The organism is Marivirga arenosa, from assembly GCF_030503895.2.
Lineage (GTDB): Bacteria > Bacteroidota > Bacteroidia > Cytophagales > Cyclobacteriaceae > Marivirga > Marivirga arenosa.
In genome coordinates this window covers 1747097-1764439 of record NZ_CP129970.2, presented here as the reverse complement: position 1 = coordinate 1764439, position 17343 = coordinate 1747097, and the positions used below count along the sequence as shown (strand labels likewise).

Annotated in this window: 16 protein-coding genes; 10 read left to right on the top strand and 6 right to left on the bottom strand. The window is 34.5% G+C overall.

Going from position 1 to position 17343, the window contains the following annotated elements; genetic code table 11:
* Positions 1-10 precede the first annotated feature (10 nt).
* The 3 genes from QYS48_RS07750 to QYS48_RS07740 all read right to left on the bottom strand — a co-directional run bounded on the left by QYS48_RS07750 (position 11) and on the right by QYS48_RS07740 (position 2074).
* A complete protein-coding gene (locus tag QYS48_RS07750) occupies positions 11-709 on the bottom strand; it encodes an ABC transporter ATP-binding protein (RefSeq protein ID WP_308358256.1) in 699 nt (232 codons plus the stop codon).
* Positions 710-798: 89 nt separating this feature from the next.
* Positions 799-1566, bottom strand: a complete 768-nt coding sequence (locus QYS48_RS07745) for a CPBP family glutamic-type intramembrane protease (RefSeq protein WP_308358255.1) — start codon at positions 1564-1566, stop codon at positions 799-801.
* Complete coding sequence (locus tag QYS48_RS07740) at positions 1553-2074, bottom strand: zinc ribbon domain-containing protein (protein ID WP_308358254.1); 522 nt, start codon at positions 2072-2074, stop codon at positions 1553-1555. The genes QYS48_RS07745 and QYS48_RS07740 overlap by 14 nt, the downstream gene beginning before the upstream one ends.
* A 202-nt stretch (positions 2075-2276) precedes the next feature.
* Here QYS48_RS07740 and QYS48_RS07735 point away from each other — a divergent pair, with 202 nt between their 5' ends.
* The 3 genes from QYS48_RS07735 (at position 2277) to QYS48_RS07725 (ending at position 5826) form a co-directional block, all read left to right on the top strand.
* Positions 2277-4193 carry a CocE/NonD family hydrolase gene (locus QYS48_RS07735; protein ID WP_308358253.1) on the top strand — a complete coding sequence of 639 codons (1917 nt, stop codon included), beginning with the start codon at positions 2277-2279 and terminating at the stop codon, positions 4191-4193.
* Between the two features lie 116 nt (positions 4194-4309).
* The gene (locus QYS48_RS07730) at positions 4310-4900 is read left to right on the top strand and encodes an outer membrane beta-barrel protein (protein WP_308358252.1); all 591 of its coding nucleotides are present in this window, start codon (positions 4310-4312) and stop codon (positions 4898-4900) included.
* A gap of 47 nt (positions 4901-4947) precedes the next feature.
* Entirely contained in the window at positions 4948-5826 is an 879-nt protein-coding gene (locus tag QYS48_RS07725; protein WP_308358251.1) for a cation diffusion facilitator family transporter, read from the top strand.
* A gap of 323 nt (positions 5827-6149) precedes the next feature.
* On the opposite strand, the gene QYS48_RS07720 is transcribed toward QYS48_RS07725, so the two are convergent.
* Entirely contained in the window at positions 6150-8381 is a 2232-nt protein-coding gene (locus tag QYS48_RS07720) for a M1 family metallopeptidase (RefSeq protein WP_308358250.1), read from the bottom strand.
* Positions 8382-8614: 233 nt separating this feature from the next.
* On the opposite strand from QYS48_RS07720, the gene QYS48_RS07715 reads away from it, so the two are divergent.
* The 5 genes from QYS48_RS07715 (at position 8615) to QYS48_RS07695 (ending at position 13285) form a co-directional block, all read left to right on the top strand.
* Positions 8615-10966 (top strand): TonB-dependent receptor, encoded by a 2352-nt coding sequence (locus QYS48_RS07715; protein WP_308358249.1) that lies wholly within the window; start codon positions 8615-8617, stop codon positions 10964-10966.
* A gap of 18 nt (positions 10967-10984) precedes the next feature.
* On the top strand, positions 10985-11551 hold the full coding sequence (locus QYS48_RS07710) for a hypothetical protein (protein ID WP_308358248.1): 567 nt from the start codon (positions 10985-10987) through the stop codon (positions 11549-11551).
* 185 nt (positions 11552-11736) lie between these two features.
* Entirely contained in the window at positions 11737-12030 is a 294-nt protein-coding gene (locus QYS48_RS07705) for a hypothetical protein (protein WP_308358247.1), read from the top strand.
* Positions 12031-12172: 142 nt separating this feature from the next.
* Entirely contained in the window at positions 12173-12319 is a 147-nt protein-coding gene (locus QYS48_RS07700) for a hypothetical protein (RefSeq protein WP_308358245.1), read from the top strand.
* A 39-nt stretch (positions 12320-12358) separates the two neighbouring features.
* Positions 12359-13285, top strand: coding sequence for a TerC family protein (locus QYS48_RS07695; protein ID WP_308358244.1), 927 nt, complete (start codon positions 12359-12361; stop codon positions 13283-13285).
* A 190-nt stretch (positions 13286-13475) separates the two neighbouring features.
* On the opposite strand, the gene QYS48_RS07690 is transcribed toward QYS48_RS07695, so the two are convergent.
* Both QYS48_RS07690 and QYS48_RS07685 read right to left on the bottom strand, forming a co-directional pair.
* Positions 13476-15158, bottom strand: a complete 1683-nt coding sequence (locus tag QYS48_RS07690) for a hypothetical protein (protein WP_308358243.1) — start codon at positions 15156-15158, stop codon at positions 13476-13478.
* 248 nt (positions 15159-15406) lie between these two features.
* Positions 15407-15769: a helix-turn-helix domain-containing protein gene (locus QYS48_RS07685; RefSeq protein WP_308358242.1), complete on the bottom strand. Its 363-nt coding sequence runs from the start codon at positions 15767-15769 to the stop codon at positions 15407-15409.
* Positions 15770-15873: 104 nt separating this feature from the next.
* Here QYS48_RS07685 and QYS48_RS07680 point away from each other — a divergent pair, with 104 nt between their 5' ends.
* Positions 15874-16467 (top strand): NAD(P)H-dependent oxidoreductase, encoded by a 594-nt coding sequence (locus QYS48_RS07680; RefSeq protein WP_308358241.1) that lies wholly within the window; start codon positions 15874-15876, stop codon positions 16465-16467.
* 4 nt (positions 16468-16471) lie between these two features.
* Positions 16472-17119 (top strand): peroxiredoxin-like family protein, encoded by a 648-nt coding sequence (locus QYS48_RS07675; RefSeq protein WP_308358240.1) that lies wholly within the window; start codon positions 16472-16474, stop codon positions 17117-17119.
* The last annotated feature ends 224 nt before the right edge of the window (positions 17120-17343 follow it).

The following is a 17343-nucleotide window of genomic DNA, read 5'->3' as shown; positions in this document are numbered from 1 at the left end:
AGAATGGATTTTAAGCGTCTTGAGAAGTTGATTTAGCAGTATCCTTAATTAGTTTACCTCCTTTTAACTGCAGAATTCTGTCGGTTTTTTCTGCCAGTTCATTGTCGTGGGTTACTAAAACTAAAGTGGTGCCTAATTCTTTATTTAGATCGAAAATCAAGGATTCAATGGTAGCTCCCGTTTCTTCATCTAGATTTCCAGTGGGCTCATCAGCAAATAATATCTTCGGTTGATTGGCAAAGGCTCTGGCAATAGAAACTCTTTGCTGTTCCCCTCCTGATAATTGAGATGCATAATGATCCATTCTATCTCCTAGTCCAACTTTTTGAAGTAAATCAATGGCTACCTCCTTCACATTCTTTTTGCCTAGTAATTCGAGCGGAACCATCACATTTTCTAAAGCCGTAAGGGTTGGCAGTAAATTAAAGCTTTGAAAAATAAAGCCCACTGCTTCATTTCGAACAGCAGCTCTTTCATCCTCTGAAAGTTTTTCTAATTGCTTTCCATTTAAGACAACAGAACCTGAGCCGGCCTCATCTAAACCTGCACATAAGCCTAAAAGCGTAGTCTTTCCACTACCCGATGGACCAATGATAGCACAACTGCTACCGGCTTCAATTTCAAAATTGATATCTGAAAGTACGGTTAATGACTTTTCACCTGATTGGTAAGTTTTGGTCAGGTTTTGAACTGCTAATATTTGATTCATGCTCTTAATTTACTGCTATAACTACAAAACAAACGGTTCTAGCTGTAAACAGTTTTGGGAATGTGATGGAAGGGAAAAAGGAGGCTTTATTAAAAAAGTTGATAGTGATCAATCACGGTTATAGTTGCATTATGCACAAAATGACCAACAATTCCATAAAGTAAAGTATTATATTTATTTCGAAAATAAGCTAAAATAAGCCCAAATGGAATTAACCAATAAAGACTTAAAAGAGAAAAATGTACTAAACCAAAAAGAAAAGAGGATCCCCATATTGCAGATTTCTTCCCTGCTAATCTTTCTAAATTATTAAAAATGAAACCTCTAAATGCCAATTCTTCAAAAATTGCAGGGAATAAAGCAATGAGAACAATCCCGTATATTAACGAATACTCTGATCCACCGAATATTTCATCGTACTTATAAGTATCTAAGTCTAGGAAAAGATTAAGTTTTTCAACGCTAACATGGACAACCACTGCTGACACCAAACCTATAAGAACCACTAATAAAAGTGGTTTTAATTTTAAATGTCCAATCTTAAAAAGTCTCCATACCTCAGGCTGAATTGAAGCAAAAATTATATCAAGTAGTGCAAAAGAAATTGTCCATATTACTAATAAGTGAAATTCATTCATTGTAAAGGACGAAATCACTAATAGTGGCAATAGTATTAAAGTATACATTGCCAAGTACTTCAGATTTTTACTATAGTCTCTGTCTTTTTTTAATTTATTCTTAAAGGATTTGATGTTTTGAGCACCACATTTATTACAAAATCTATAATTTATTTTTTGTTTAGCTCCGCAATTGTGGCACTCTACAATAGAAATTTCTTCAGGCTTAATTTCTTGCATTTATGGTCTGCAATTTTTGACTGTATTCATTATAATCTTTTGCTGATGAAATTCCTTTCACGAAAATCCCAATAAATACCAGTTTAAGTATTATTCCATTTAGCAATAAAGCAGGATCAGTAAAAACTACAGAAAGTTGCAATAGTAGCCAAAATATAAAGGCCGCTAATATTCCTGTTAGTGGTTGTTTATTAACCCAAAATACGCAAGCAGAAAATACTATGGCAGAAATTATAAGTCCAATTCCATCATAAAAAGTGAGATCTTGCATCAGAAAAATAATTCCTAATACTAAATTAATTGCTGCCAGAACCCAAAGTAAAATTTTCACATTTTTCAACTTCTTTTTAGCATCATTCAATACATTTTTTCGAAGTTCTATTCTGTATTCAAACTTATCCTTCTCTTTCTGATCCCCATTTTCAGGGTAGCCGCAATTAGGGCAAAATACATCTTCTGAGGAAATACTCTCATTACAATGAGAACATTGGTTTTGGTTATATTCCATTATTTATAAGGTTATTACAAACCTTCAAACTAATACTTAAATGATCATCTGCCAAAATTTATTAATATTTTATTTTTAAATAGTTATATCTGACTTTTGATGAATCTATTAATTTAAACCACCCATCAAAATTTGAAAGCTATTGATTCATCTAAAAGACTTATTTATTAACTTAAGATTCCAAAATTAAACTTTATCTAAAATGAAGAGATACATAGTATTAATAATTAGCTTTTTCTTTTTGACGAGTACTAGTCTACAAGCTCAGGAGAATAAAGAAGAAAGCAGTTATGTAAAAGAAAATTACGATAAGGAAGAAGTCTACATTCCAATGCGTGATGGCACCAGACTTTACACTGCCATCTACACCCCAAAAGAAGAAGGTGAATATCCTATTATGATGCAAAGGACTTGTTATAGCATTGCTCCCTACGGACCTGATGCCTATAAACGTTCACTAGGGCCTTCAAAATATTTAATGGAGGATAAATTTATTTTCGTTTATCAGGATGTAAGAGGGCGATGGATGTCAGAAGGAGAATGGACCAATATGACACCTAATATCCCAGGTAATAAGCATAAAAAAGAAGCTGATGAAAGCTCAGATACTTATGACACTATCGAATGGTTGTTAAAATACCTTAAAGGCAAAACAAATGGGAAAGTAGGACAATGGGGTATCAGCTACCCTGGTTTTTATACAGCCGCTGCTTTACCTGATGCTCACCCGGCATTAAAAGCTAGTTCTCCGCAAGCGCCAATTGGAGATTTCTTCTTTGATGATTTTCACCATAATGGAGCTTATTTACAATCCTATACTGCTGCTTATCCAGTTTTTGGCTATCAAACAGAAGAGCCTACAACTGAATCATGGTATAGAGAAGCTTTAATGAGAATGAGAACAGCTAATGCAGCAGATGGCTATGATTATCATTTAGAATTAGGCCCACTGAAAAATATCACTGAGAAAATTCATTTCGATAATGAATTCTGGGAGCAAACTGTGGAGCACCCTAATTATGATGAATTCTGGCAGAAAAGAAGTATTATCCCTCATTTAGATGATATTGACCATGCGGTTATGGTTGTAGGGGGATGGTATGATGCGGAAGATTTATACGGTCCTTTGAACATTTATAAAACGATTGAAAAGACAAGCCCAGATGCTTACAATACTATTGTGTTTGGTCCTTGGAGTCATGGCGATTGGGCTAGAGAAAAAGGCTTTCAAGCTGTAAATCATATTTACTTTGGAGATAGTATTTCTACCTTTTATCAGAAGGAAATTGAAAGAACCTTTTTCAACCACTTCTTAAGAGATGGTAAGGGCAAACCCGATTTACCTGAAGCTTATATGTTCGATACGGGATTAAAAGAGTGGCAAAAGTTTGATGTTTGGCCTCCACAAATTCCAAAAACAACTTTAGGTTTTGCTAAAAATGGAAAACTTTTAATAAACGGTGAAGGAAGCAATGATGATGAATTTAGCTATGTTTCTGATCCCGCAAAACCAGTACCTTATACTTCATTTACCGAATCTGTTACTTTCACCCCTCGTCCTTATATGACGGATGATCAAAGACATGCCGCTCGTAGACCAGATGTATTGGTATGGGAATCTGACGAATTAGGTGAGGATTTAACTTTAGCTGGTGAAATTGCCGCCAAATTAAAAGTGGCTATTTCTTCTACCGATGCTGACTTCATTGTGAAATTGATTGATGTTTATCCACCAGATCATGAAAGCTATGAGCATAATCCTGATAATATTGTGATGGGTAATTATCAGCAATTGGTAAGAGCAGAGGTATTCAGAGGACGATTCAGAGACAGCTTTGCTGATCCTAAACCATTCGTACCTAATGAAGAAGATGAAGTTGAAATTGCATTGCAAGATATTTTACACACCTTCAAAAAAGGACATAAAGTGATGGTGCAAATTCACTCTACTTGGTTCCCTTATATTGATAGAAATCCTCAGAAATATGTAGATAACATCTACAAAGCCAATGAAGAAGATTTCATCAAAGCCACAATTACGGTTAAGGGAGATTCTAAAATTGAGATAGGTGAATTACAAACTACTCCTCAATCATTACAATTAGAATTAGATAAATAAAATAGAATTTAAATTTGAATAGGTTGAAGCCTCAGTAAATATTTACTGGGGCTTTTTTGTATAACAACCAATCATTACTTACAGGTGTCTGTAAACTGAACTTTAAACCAAAATCAATGAAACAACTTTTCAGCCTAATCCTATTAAGCTTTATTAGCATATCTTATATAAATGCGCAAAAGCATTCAGTTGGTATATCTTACGACTATATTTATGATGGAGGTACTACCGGATTTGCTATGTTAGCTGGTGCTTCTTCTTATCATCATATAAAAGGGAATAAAATAGGTTTGGTTTATTCCTATAAATTGAATGATCATTTCTCATTGAATTCAGGCTTACAATACCAGCAAAACTGGATGCAAACGAGAAATATTTCCTCAACAGGAGAACTTCAGACATGGGATTTTAAGGTTGAAACCATAAATGTTCCTTTTTTACTTCATGCCAATATTTTAAAATATCTATTTGCTGAAGCAGGCCCTTTATTAAATTTTCAAACCAATGCTGTCGATGATTACGGTACAGATCAACAATCTGGTATTGGTTTTTCCTTGGCAGCAGGTATACAATATCACTATAATCAATTTAGGGTTTTAATTAAACCAGAGTCACAAATTCAAAGCTTAATCCCTTTTCAAAAAGAAAATTATCATAGCAGAATTATCAGCAATAGCATCTCTGTTGCATTAACTTATAGCTTTTAATCTCCGTTGGCTCTTATAATTGTGGAAAAATATATATTTTCATTTTTATGAAGAGAGAGACCAGATTAAAGTGGGTGATTTTATTAAACATTATCATCACAGCTTCTCAAATAATTGGGGGTATAGTGGGAAATTCCATGGCATTGATATCCGATGCCATGCACAATTTCAGTGATGTAGCCGCTCTTATTTTAAGTTTAGTAGCCATTATTTTAGCCAGTAAGGAAGCTACCTATAGTAAATCTTTTGGCTATAAAAGAGCCGAAGTACTAGCCGCTTTTGTCAATTCAGCAGTCATCATTGCAGTAGCTATTTACATTATCGTAGAAAGTATTCAGAGGCTTCAAGTTGCACAATCATTAGAAATAAATAATGAATTGGTGATTTGGTTAGCAGCTGTAGCAATTGTAGCAAATGGATTAAGCGTTGTCTTTTTGGCTTCAGATGCAAAACACAGCATGAATATGAAATCTGCTTTTTTGCATTTATTATCCGATACTCTCTTTTCAGTAGCCGTTTTAGGGGGAGGTTTAGCCATGAAATATTATGGAATTACTTGGGTTGATAGTATTTTATCCATCCTAATTGGTATATACCTAATTGCAACTTCTTGGAAGCTTTTATGGAGTTCTGCCAAAATATTAATGCAATTTGTACCGGAAGGTGTGGATATTCCTGAGATAGTTAAGAAAGTAGAAAAGTTAACCGAAGTAAAGAATATTCATCATATTCATATCTGGCAGTTGGATGAGTATACCATTCATATGGAAGCTCATGTTGACCTCAATGATGATTTGAATGTAAGTGAAACCCATGCCATACAAGAAAAAATAGAAAATTTAATGCAAAGCCATTTTTCTATTGGTCATATCACTTTACAATTTGAGCATGGTTTGGATGATGGGAATAAGGAATTGATTCAGTAAAAAACCACTTCATAAAATATGCTATCTAAAGCACAAGCGAATGCTTGCACTATTTTAATGTTGTCTATTTCATCTTGCAGCTGATTCAAGCGTCCGCTTAGACCTAATTCAGTGGGTGGGAAAGAAAAAAATACGGGCCAGCGGTAGAATGTGGGTTTTCTGCTAGCTAGTAGCGGATTGTCCAGATTCTTCTATCTTTTTTATCAAGAAAAAAGAATAAAAAATAACAATACACCCCTAATATCCCCTCTAGGGGATAGATTAAAAACAAAAAAGCCATCTCAAATAAATGAGATGGCTTCAAATTTTAACTTAAGAGGATTTTACTCGCCCTTTTCTTTAAACTCATCTAATTTAGTTTTACCCTCAGCTTTAGGGAAAACATTATTAGTTTGATCTGTATCAGCTAATTCCCCTTCTGGATCAAATACTATTTTCGAAACTTCTTTATCAAGGATTAACATCTTACGAGTTTTACCTTCATTTTTCCTCCAGATTTCAGCTGGAATATATTTCTCTTCTTTAGTTCCGTCTTTATATTCAATATTGAAGATTAACGGTGTTACTAACCCACCTTTATTGCTTAAAGTTACCTCATAGAAATGCTTGTCAGCGTATCTTGCTTCAATTGCTTCATCATCAACTTTATTACGGTATTCACCATACCAGAAAGATGGCGTTTCAGAAATTGTAATGTAATCCGGACCTTCACTAAAGTCTGTTTTCATTTCTTTTTCTTCTTTTTCACCTAAATCACCTTTCGGTGCTTTAGCATTTTTCTCCATATCTGACTCATCCTGTGCGATTCGGAAGTATTTTACTTCATCAACACTTACATCAACGTGGTCAGTAGTATAGAACCATCCTCTCCAAAACCAATCTAAATCAACAGCTGATGCATCTTCCATAGTTCTAAAGAAATCTGCAGGGGTTGGGTGCTTGAACATCCATCTTTGCGCATAGGCTTTGAATGATTCATCAAAAAGCTCAGGTCCCATGATGGTATTTCTCAATAAGTTTAAGGCTGCTGCTGGCTTAGAATAAGCATTAGGGCCCAATCTTAATACCTGCTCAGGGTTTGTCATAATGGCTCTTTGAGCATCTTTACTACTTTTCATATAACCTGTTACCGCTTGAGGAATATTGTCATTGTAAGGTAAGTCAGGATAGTATTCGAACATTACGTTTGACTCTAAGAATGAGTTCAAGCCTTCATCCATCCATGCCCACTGACGCTCATCAGAGTTCACAATCATTGGGAAGTAATTATGACCTACCTCATGCACGATTACATAAGTCATTCCTAATTGAGTTCTTACTGAATACTCACCGTTTTCATCTGGACGACCAAAGTTAAAGCAGATCATTGGATACTCCATACCGATAGAAGCTGCATGAACTGAAGTGGCTTGTGGATAAGGGTAATCGAAAGTTCTTTTAGAATATAGCTCTAAAGTATTTTTAACAGCCTTAGTAGATTCCTTCTCCCATAATGGATTTCCTTCTTTAGGATAGAAAGATTGTGCAAATGGTTTTTTAGTTTCTAATTCAACCATTTGTCCATCCCAGATGAATTTTCTTGAAGCCGCAAAACCAAAGTCTCTTACATTTTCAGCTTTGAATTTCCAGGTTTCATATTTGTTAGATTTCTCTTTCTCGTTTTCAATTGCTTCTTCTTCCGTAACAATGAAAGTCTGTTCAGTAGATTTTAAAGCTTTTTCGTAACGCTTGAACTGATCTTTTGTCAATACTTCTTTAGCGTTTTGAACCATACCAGTTGCGCCAACAATGAAATCATCAGGAACTGTAATTTCAACATCATAATCCCCAAAAGTTAAAGCAAACTCACCTGAGCCTATGAACTGCTTATTTTGCCATCCTTCAACATCATTATAAACTGCCATTCTTGGGTAAAACTGAGCAATAGTATATAGCGCATTTCCATCCTTTTCGAAGAATTCATAACCACTTCTTCCTCCACCTTTCATTCTGTCATTTACGAAATAATTCCACTCAACAGAAAAAGAGATGTTTTCACCTGGCTTTAAGGCTTGCGGCAAACGAATTTTCATCATGGTTTTTTGGATTAAATAATCCATAGCTTCACCATTTGCATTTTTAACAGATTGAATGTTAAAACCACCAGGGAAATCATAAGAATTACCACCATTCGCTACATATTGCTCTAAATATTTACCAGGAATAGTGTCATTGAAAAACGTAGCCGTACTGATTAATTCGCTATCAGATCCTTCTGCCCTCATGTTTTGGTCTAATTGTAACCAAAGGTAATTTAAAGGATGTGGTGACTGATTGTAATAGGTAACCGTTTCTGAACCTGTTACTTTATTAGATGACTCATCCAATTTAACTTTAATAGAGTAATCCGCCTTTTGCTGCCAATAGTCTTCACCAGGAGCCCCAGATGCGGTTCTATATGAATTAGGAGTAGGCAACATAGTTCCTAATTGCTCAAACCTTTCCTTATAATCTTGCTCTTGAGCATGCATCATAAAGGGTGCACATAGCATGATTATGATTAATAGTTTCTTCATAGTTTTCATGTTTTTAATTTATTGTTTGCATTAAAACCTTAACTCGATAAGAATTATACTTTTAAAAAAACTAGTATAATACCAACTCATAGCTTTGATTTCAAAGCATTATTATCTTCAAACCTACTAAAAAATAGTGTTTCATCCTTTCAAGAGGCGTAAAATTACATCAAAGGACAAAAGAATTTTTTAAAGGAGAGTTTTATTAACGCAACTTTTATATATTTGCAACAATGTTGCGTTTAGGAAAAATATTATGGATGATAAGCCTGATGTTAAGTTCGGCTACTTTGCTTTCAGCACAAGATGATTGTAAAGTTAACTTATCGGGCAGAGTGCTCTCTGAAGGAGAACATGAAGCTATTGGTTTTGCCACCTTATATTTTCCTGAACTTAATGCTGGAACCCAAACTGATGAAAGAGGCTTTTTTAATATCAATTTGGATTGTAATAGTAGTTATGAACTTATAATAAGCCAAGTAGAGTATAAGAAAAGGAATACCCTTATTACAGTGAATTCCACAGACATAAAACAAGATTTTTATCTTATCCCTAAAGAAAATGTATTGTCAGCTGTAAGCGTGCATTCTCATAAAAGAGAACAAGTAATGCTAACAAATGTTGAGAATGTATTAACCACTCGAGAGCTTAAAAAACTGAAAGGAAAATCCCTATCAGAATCTGTAAGTACACTTCCGGGAGTAAACAATATAAAAACAGGCCCTGGAATAAATAAACCTATGATACACGGCTTATTTGGAAGCCGAATTCAAGTAGTAAATAATGAAGTTTCTCAAATGGGCCAGCAATGGGGGATAGATCATGCACCTGAGATTGATCCTTTTGTAGCTTCCAGAATTACGGTAGTGAAAGGAGCTTCATCGGTTAAATATGGACCAAGAGCAATAGGCGGGGCATTATTATTAGATCCAGAACCATTATTGCCTGATTCTGCTTTACATGGAAGCCTTGACTTAGTAGGCTTTACAAATGGTAGAGGCGGAATAGGATCAGCAATGCTATCCGGAAGTATCTTTTTAAACAAAGAAGAATCTATAAATTGGAGAGTACAATCTTCTGCGAGGAAATCAGGAGATCAACACACAGCAGATTATAACCTTACTAACACCGGTAGTGAAGAGCTTAATTTTTCAGGAGCAGCCAATTACATTAAAAAAGATTTACAGGCTGATTTATTTTACAGTAGATTCTCGACCGAAATAGGAATTTTAAGAGGAGCCCATATCGGAAATGTAGATAACTTCTTCGAAGCTTTAGATAGAAGGCCTCCTTTTTTTACAGAAGCATTTTCTTATGAAATCAATAACCCTAAACAGCAAGTAGTACATCAATTACTAAAAGCAAAAGTCCATTTAGATAGATCCAGCTATGGGGATTTTGACTTTATATATGCTTACCAGCAAAATGCTAGAAAAGAATATGATGTAAGAAGAGGGGGTAGAAGCGAAATTGCAGCGGTTGATTTACAATTGGATAGCCATATAGCGAAGCTTCAGTTTCATCATGACCCTATTTGGAACAATTTAAGTGGTGAAATAGGACTAGATTATGAATATCAAAACAACAAAAATGTTCCGGGTACTGGAACTACTCCCCTTATCCCTAATTATTCAAGTTTTCAAGCTGGCGCTTTCCTAAACGAATCATGGATAGAAAACAACTGGAACCTTGAAGCAGGTCTTCGTTACGACATCATTGCGCTTGATGTATTAAAATTTGATGAGAACAAGGAATTAATCAACCCTACCCATCAGTATAATATGTTTGCTGGAATAATTGGCGGTGGGTATGATTTTAGCAAACATTTGAAGTATAAAAGTAATCTGAGCTGGAGCCAAAGAGCACCTAGCATCAATGAGCTATACAGCCAAGGCTTGCATCATAGCGTAGCGGCTATAGAAGAAGGTGATGATCAATTATTACCAGAGACTTCTTTAAAATGGATTCACAGCTTTCAGTTTAATTGGAATGAAAAACTAAAACTGAATATTGATGCCTATGCTAGTAGAATCAATAATTACATTTATTTAGAACCAGAAGAACCTCGCTTAACTATTAGAGGAGCCTTCCCTGTTTATCAATACCGACAAACCATGGCCTCCTTATACGGTACCGATATAATTGGAAGCTATGAATTTTTTCATCATTTCAGTCTCAATTCTAAGGCTTCAATTATTAGAGGAAATGATTTAAGCAACAACTTACCATTGATTTTTATGCCAGCAGATCGATGGGAAAACAGCCTAAACTGGAGAATAACAGACCGCTTAGGGTTTAGAGAAATTGATTTTAGCTTTAGCGGGCTTAAAGTATTTGAACAGTTTAGAGCTCCTATAACAGAAACTGAAGCTTATGAAAGAGGAACTGTACCCGTGCCTGAAGGCTATTTTATCAGCAATTTCTCAATTGATACTTCCAAAGAGTTTGGCGATACCCAACTTAATGTAGGCTTTAGCATTTACAATTTAATGAATGTGAACTACACAGACTACCTCAATCGATTGCGTTTTTACGCTGCTGAAACGGGTAGAAATTTTGAATTACGAATTAATTATATCTTTTAACCTTTAACTTTTAAACCCATGATTTTACAAAATTTAAAATTCTTAAGAAACTTTTTCCTATTAGGTGCAGTAGTGCTTTTTTCACAATGTAATACAGAAGAACCTGAACCAGAAAATGAAGAAGAACTAATCACTACTTTAGAAATGGTTTTTGAATCCGTTGATGGTAGTGAAACTGTTACTTTCAGACTTTATGATGAAGATGGAGATGGGCCAATTGAACCAGTTGTTACAAATGGTTCATTATCAGCCAATACTGATTATAATGTAGAAATCGAAGTTCGAAATGATATTGAGAATGAAGATATCACTGAAGAAGTTTCTGAAGAAGCTTTAGAACACCAATTCTTCTTTACAATTGCTAATGGATTAAATCTAGATTTTGCCTATGATGATGCAGATGAAGATGGAAACCCAATAGGAATCGAATCAACTTTTAGCACAGGAGATGCAAGTAATGGTTCATTAACTGTTGAATTAAGACATGAACCTAATAAATCTGCTGCAGGCGCAGTAGATGGTGACCCAGCAAATGCAGGTGGTGAGACCGATATTCAAGCAACATTTACAGTAGTAATTGAGTAGTAGTTTTTTATATTTTGGTTAGTTAATAAAGCAGTAATTCGAGAGGATTGCTGCTTTTTTTATTCAAAAACGGGAACTACTAGGCATTTGGTTTGTCGTTAGAATGATTTTTTTCAAAACTAAAACATTTACTTTAATAAAATCGTTTTGATAGCAAAACAAATGAAACTAATAGTATTACTATCATGAGGGTAATCCTAAATTACATATTAGTTACTATTCTATTATTTCCTCTTGGATTGGAGGTCTCTTTTAGTCATCAAGAAGTGGCTCCTAAGCAACTAACTGAAGAATGTATAAGCTTTCAAGAAGAAAATATACCTCTTAAAACAGCTCGTGAAGAAAGAAAAATATCAATTCGAGAATGTATTGATACTAAATATGTGTACTTACCTTCCATATCAATTTTTCCTAAAGTAACTGAAGTATTTATTTGCGCTAAGCCTCGCTACCTATTGCACCAATCCCTCCTCATATAATTCTTTTCTTTTTTAAAAACCAGATCGATATTTCTGGTTCTATATGCTCTATCTTATCAAAATAGATGCAGCCAATCAAATCTAAATAATTACCCTTTTAACTTTAAGAAAGATGAAAATAACTATGCTTGAGTATTCCAAGATGATACTCTCAAAGGTCCGTTTCAGTAAAAAATTATTTACTAAAGAATTTAGAAAAACGAAACAATGGCTTACAGTGGATGAGCACGAAGAGTTGAAAAACTGGCTTAGAAAGGATCGATCCTACAGAACCCCTAGTTTAAAATAAAATTTCGTAATCAATAGACTATCTAACACTTAAAGTAAAATGAATCAAACAACTTTATGGATCGGCTTTAATATTTTTATCGTCCTCATGCTTATTATAGATTTAGGTGTCTTTCACAAAAAATCACATGATGTATCAGTGAAAGAAGCGCTAATCTGGACCACTGTCTGGGTGACTTTGGCTTTCGCCTTTAATGTTTTCATCTATTATTATCTTGGGCAAAAAAGTGCTTACGAGTTTCTAACAGGTTATGTCATAGAAAAATCACTTTCTGTAGATAACATTTTCGTCATAGTTCTAATATTTTCCTACTTCAAAGTACCCAATAAATACCAACATAAAGTATTGTTTTGGGGAATTTTAGGTGCATTAGTAATGCGAATCACCTTTATTTATTCAGGTGTAGAATTGATCAATAATTTTCATTGGTTGATTTATGTTTTTGGTGTTTTTCTAATTGTAACAGGAATAAGAATATTAAAATCTGGGGATGAAGAACCTGACATGAATAAAAATATTGCGGTTCGCTTAGCTCGTAAACTCTTCAAAATAACGCCTGATTTTGAAGGGGATAAATTTTTTGTGAGGAAAAAAGGAGTACTATGGGCTACCCCTCTATTTCTAGTAGTTATTGTTGTAGAATTTACAGATCTGATATTTGCAGTTGATTCAATTCCCGCTATTTTATCTATTACTAATGACACTTTCATCGTTTACACCTCCAATGTTTTTGCGATTTTAGGACTACGCTCCTTATACTTTGCCTTAGCGGGAATAGAAAAATATTTTACCTATCTAAAGTATGGCCTTTCGGTAATTTTAGTATTTGTAGGAGTAAAAATGTGCTTAGCAGATATCTATAAAATCCCAACAGAATTGTCTCTTGGATTTATCATTTTAACATTATCAGTTGCCGTATTAGCTTCTATGGTATTACAATCAAATCGTAATGTAGAAAGAAAATAATGTTTAGCATGAATACCGCTTTTCATTATTAGAACTAAAGTTTAGACTGGCGAATATCTAAAATTTGAGAAGCATGAATTATTGAAAAATAATCAGTGCTTCCATTTTGATTTAGAATGTTTCAGTAATATGATTTAGACATATTATTGTAGCAGTGGTAGCTATAGTAAAAATGAATAGTAATGTTTACCTACTTAGATTTCATAATATTCTCTAAATGCTGCTTTGAACCCGTCATCTGCCAATGCCCTAATGATATTGGAATATTTCCTATACTGTTAAGGGTATCAAAGAAGTTTTTTAGCTCAAAATCTTCATTCTTAAGTTCTTGAATTCTGGCATAATCTGCCATGGCATTTTCCAGCAAATATTTACCAGTAATATAGCTGGTACCATATCCTGGCTGACGCAAATAAAGATGTTGTTCAAAAATGAGCAATTCTTTTTCAGTTTTCATCCATCCGCGTGGAGTGTATTCACTATGAATGGCACCCGCTTCTTCCATTGTCATTTCATTAGCATGGGCATATAAAGAACCTAAACCTCTTGCAGCACGCTGCGCAATCATAATGTATACAATTTCCCGGGTTCTCGGGCTATCATCATATAAACCTGCATGCATGAACATTTCTTCAACGGCTGTGGCTGTGCCCTCATTTCTTGAATCGAAAATGTTATACAACAAAGGCCCTTTTCTGATTTCACTTTGATTGGGTTCGTTATCCATTCTTGCTAACTCAAACCAATGGTAAAAATGAGAGTAAAGCGGGCGAGCATCATAATGCTCTCCGATCAAGAAAAAGTTGCGTTCTTCTTTAGGTACATATTCTCCCAAATGCTTACGCAAAGCGGGTTCCATGTAAGGCTTCACCGTTACAATATCTTGATCGTTTAAAAAAGACATTAAACTTTTGGCTGCTTCATCCGCCATTTTATCATAAGCCTCAGGAGAATCTGCTGCCTGCAGCTTCGGTAAGTCTCTGTTGCGATGTTCTTCTAATTTCAATGAAGACCAGGCACGAGCCAATTCGCGTTTTAGAATCATCACTTCATCCTCCCAGCTTAAGGGGACTAAATGAACATTTTGTAAATACCAGCTATAATTTTCCTTTCCAATTCCTGAAGGTCCTGTTTTGGATTTAGATTCTGCTTCTAGCCATTTCACGAATTGATCTGTGGAAGCAATAGCCTCTTCAATAAGCTGTAAAAATTCAGCGTCATCTTTAAGGCTAGGCTCTTCTTTTAAGTCGCTAAGTTCCTTGCTTTGGTTCCGGATATCTCTAATTCCAGTAATCCATAAATCCTTAGCATTTCCAGTTAAGTTCTTTTGGGCTTGAGTATTAAGTGCAGGAATTACTTTTAAATCTTGAAGCAGACTTTCTCTAGCTTCTTGAGATAAGGGAAATTTATACTTCCATATATCGATAACAGCATGATTAGTAGGGCCTTCATGTGCAGGAACATCACTTCTGTAAGTCCATAGCACTTTATAATAAGCGGGATCACGAACCCATGGTTTTAGAACTCTATGATTGAAATCATATCCATTCATTTCAGCCCATACGATCATCCAATCTACCTTATTTTCAATTGACCAATTGCTAGTGTCAATAGAGTTTAAGCTTGCTTGTAAGTCTTTAAATTCTGACCATCTCTGATTGAAAGTTTCAGCTGTATAATCAGGTGCACCATTCAGCAGTTGGGGTTGTTCAAATTCCCTCCACTGATTAAATAATGAAACTAAGTCTTCATACTTATTAGTAGTAAAACTTACGTTTTCCGTTTGAGAATTTTCTTTGCTTTCCTTTTGATCTGGTTGACAGCTTAATAAAAGTATTGTAAAAAGGGAAAGGAAGATTAATCTTAGTCTCATAGCGAAGGTGTTTTAGTCAAATGAATTTTCTAAATATATAAAAAAATATTGCCTTCTCTATTCAATGAGACTCTTACAGCTGTAAAGAGATTTATATTAATCGTTATTTTGGAACGTTAAGAAGATAGGACGCTGTGCATTTCAAGGCTCCAAACTACCGATTCCTGACGATTTTTTTCTTAAATGTAATCATTTTCAGTTTTAGCATTATCTGCCCATTGACCTATATTGAGTGTTGTAAGCCATATTTACTCCTCAGAAATAATTCTACATTCTTCAAAATTAATATCACTATACGTATCTATTGTCCAGTTACTCAAAGCTTTTAAAACAGGAAGTAAAGCTTTGCCATTGTCAGATAAAGAGTACTCAACTCTTGGAGGAATTTCAGAATACTTTTTTCTGATTATTAACCCATCTTCCTCCAATTCTTTCAATTGATCAGTCAATACTTTTTTTGAGATCGTTGGAGTAAAAAGGAGTAATTTTCCAAATCTTAAACTTCCGTTTGATAATAGATATAATAGAATAGGTTTCCACTTTCCTCCAATAATATTCATTGCATGTACTAAAGAACACACATTAGGATTATCAATTACTTTTCTGCCCATTAGTCACTATAAGGTTACCACTAATTTTCGATGTTTAGAGCATAATAGTTTATATAATAAACTATTATTAGTTCATTTGTAAAACTAATTAAAATTAATAACAAATGAAAAAAGCACTGATTATTAATGGGCACCAATACTATCCCTTTGCAGAAGGAAAGGCGAATAAAGCGTTGGTCGAAAAGGCTTCCGAAATATTGAAATCAGAAAATTTCGAAATCAAATATACTATTACAGAAAAAGAGTATGTGGTAGAGGAAGAGATAGAAAAACTGCTTTGGGCAGATGTTGTATTGATTCAAACGCCTTTGAACTGGATGGGAATTCCTTGGAGCTTTAAAAAGTATCTGGATAAAGTACTCACAACAGGTATGATGGGAACACTATCAGAAGGAGATGGAAGAAGGCCAGAGGCACCCAAAGAAAATTACGGACTCGGAGGCCTATTATCCTCTAAGTATCTATTCTCATTTACAGCTAATGCTCCAAAAGAAGCTTTTAACAATCCAGAAGAAAAGTTTTTTAATGGTATTAGCGAAGACGATCTGCTTTTACCTATGCATTTGAATATGAAGTGGTTTGGATTAAAGCCCCTTAAAACATTTTTCGCCTATGATGTGATGAAGAATGCTGATATACCAAACGATTTGATTCGTTTTGAAAACCATATTAAAGAAGAGTTAATAGAGAAAGTTTGATTTTATGACATTACAAGAAAGATTAGATAAAATAAAAGTTAAAATAGAAAGTAGTTTACCTCAGGAAACTGTAGCTATTATGCACCAAGGAAATGCTGATTTGGAAGCTACAGGTATTTCAAATAACGTTTTGAAAGTGGGTGATTTGGCACCTACTTTTAATTTAAAAAATCAAAATGATGAATTGGTTTCTTCGAAGGAATTATTAAAAAGTGGATCTATTGTGCTTACTTTTTATAGAGGGGTATGGTGTCCCTACTGCAATACAGATATTGCCAACTTAAATCAATATACTGATGAAATGAATGGCTTGAATGCTACAATGCTTGGTATTTCACCGCAGTTGCCTATCTACAATCAAAAAATCATATCTCAAGAGCATTTAAATTTTGATTTGCTCACAGATAACCATAACAGCATTGCCGAAGCTTTTGGTTTACGCTGGGAAATGAAAGGCGCTTTGAAGTCTGTATATAAGGATAAGTTTAAAATCAATTTAGCTGATTACAATGGTGATGATTCCTGGACACTTCCAGTTCCTGTTCGTTTTATAATTGGGGCAGATGGACTAATTAAATATGCCGAACATTCAGTAGACTACACCAAAAGACCTGATCCAACTCAATTAATTCATGCACTGAAAAACAAATAAAAATAGGATGGTATAATTTATTCTGAGTTCACTAAAGAACTGAAAGATTTTAATCTTATGAGGCTTACTGGATTCATAAACCTTTCAATTTGTCTCAGGAGTCTTTATCGTACCGTTATGACTCACAACGTTTAGTATATGAAAAGTAGGCGATTTCGATGCCCAAAACCTTCGGTTTAGCAACAAGTTTGATACGAGTTCAAGACATTTAGTTTACTACTATT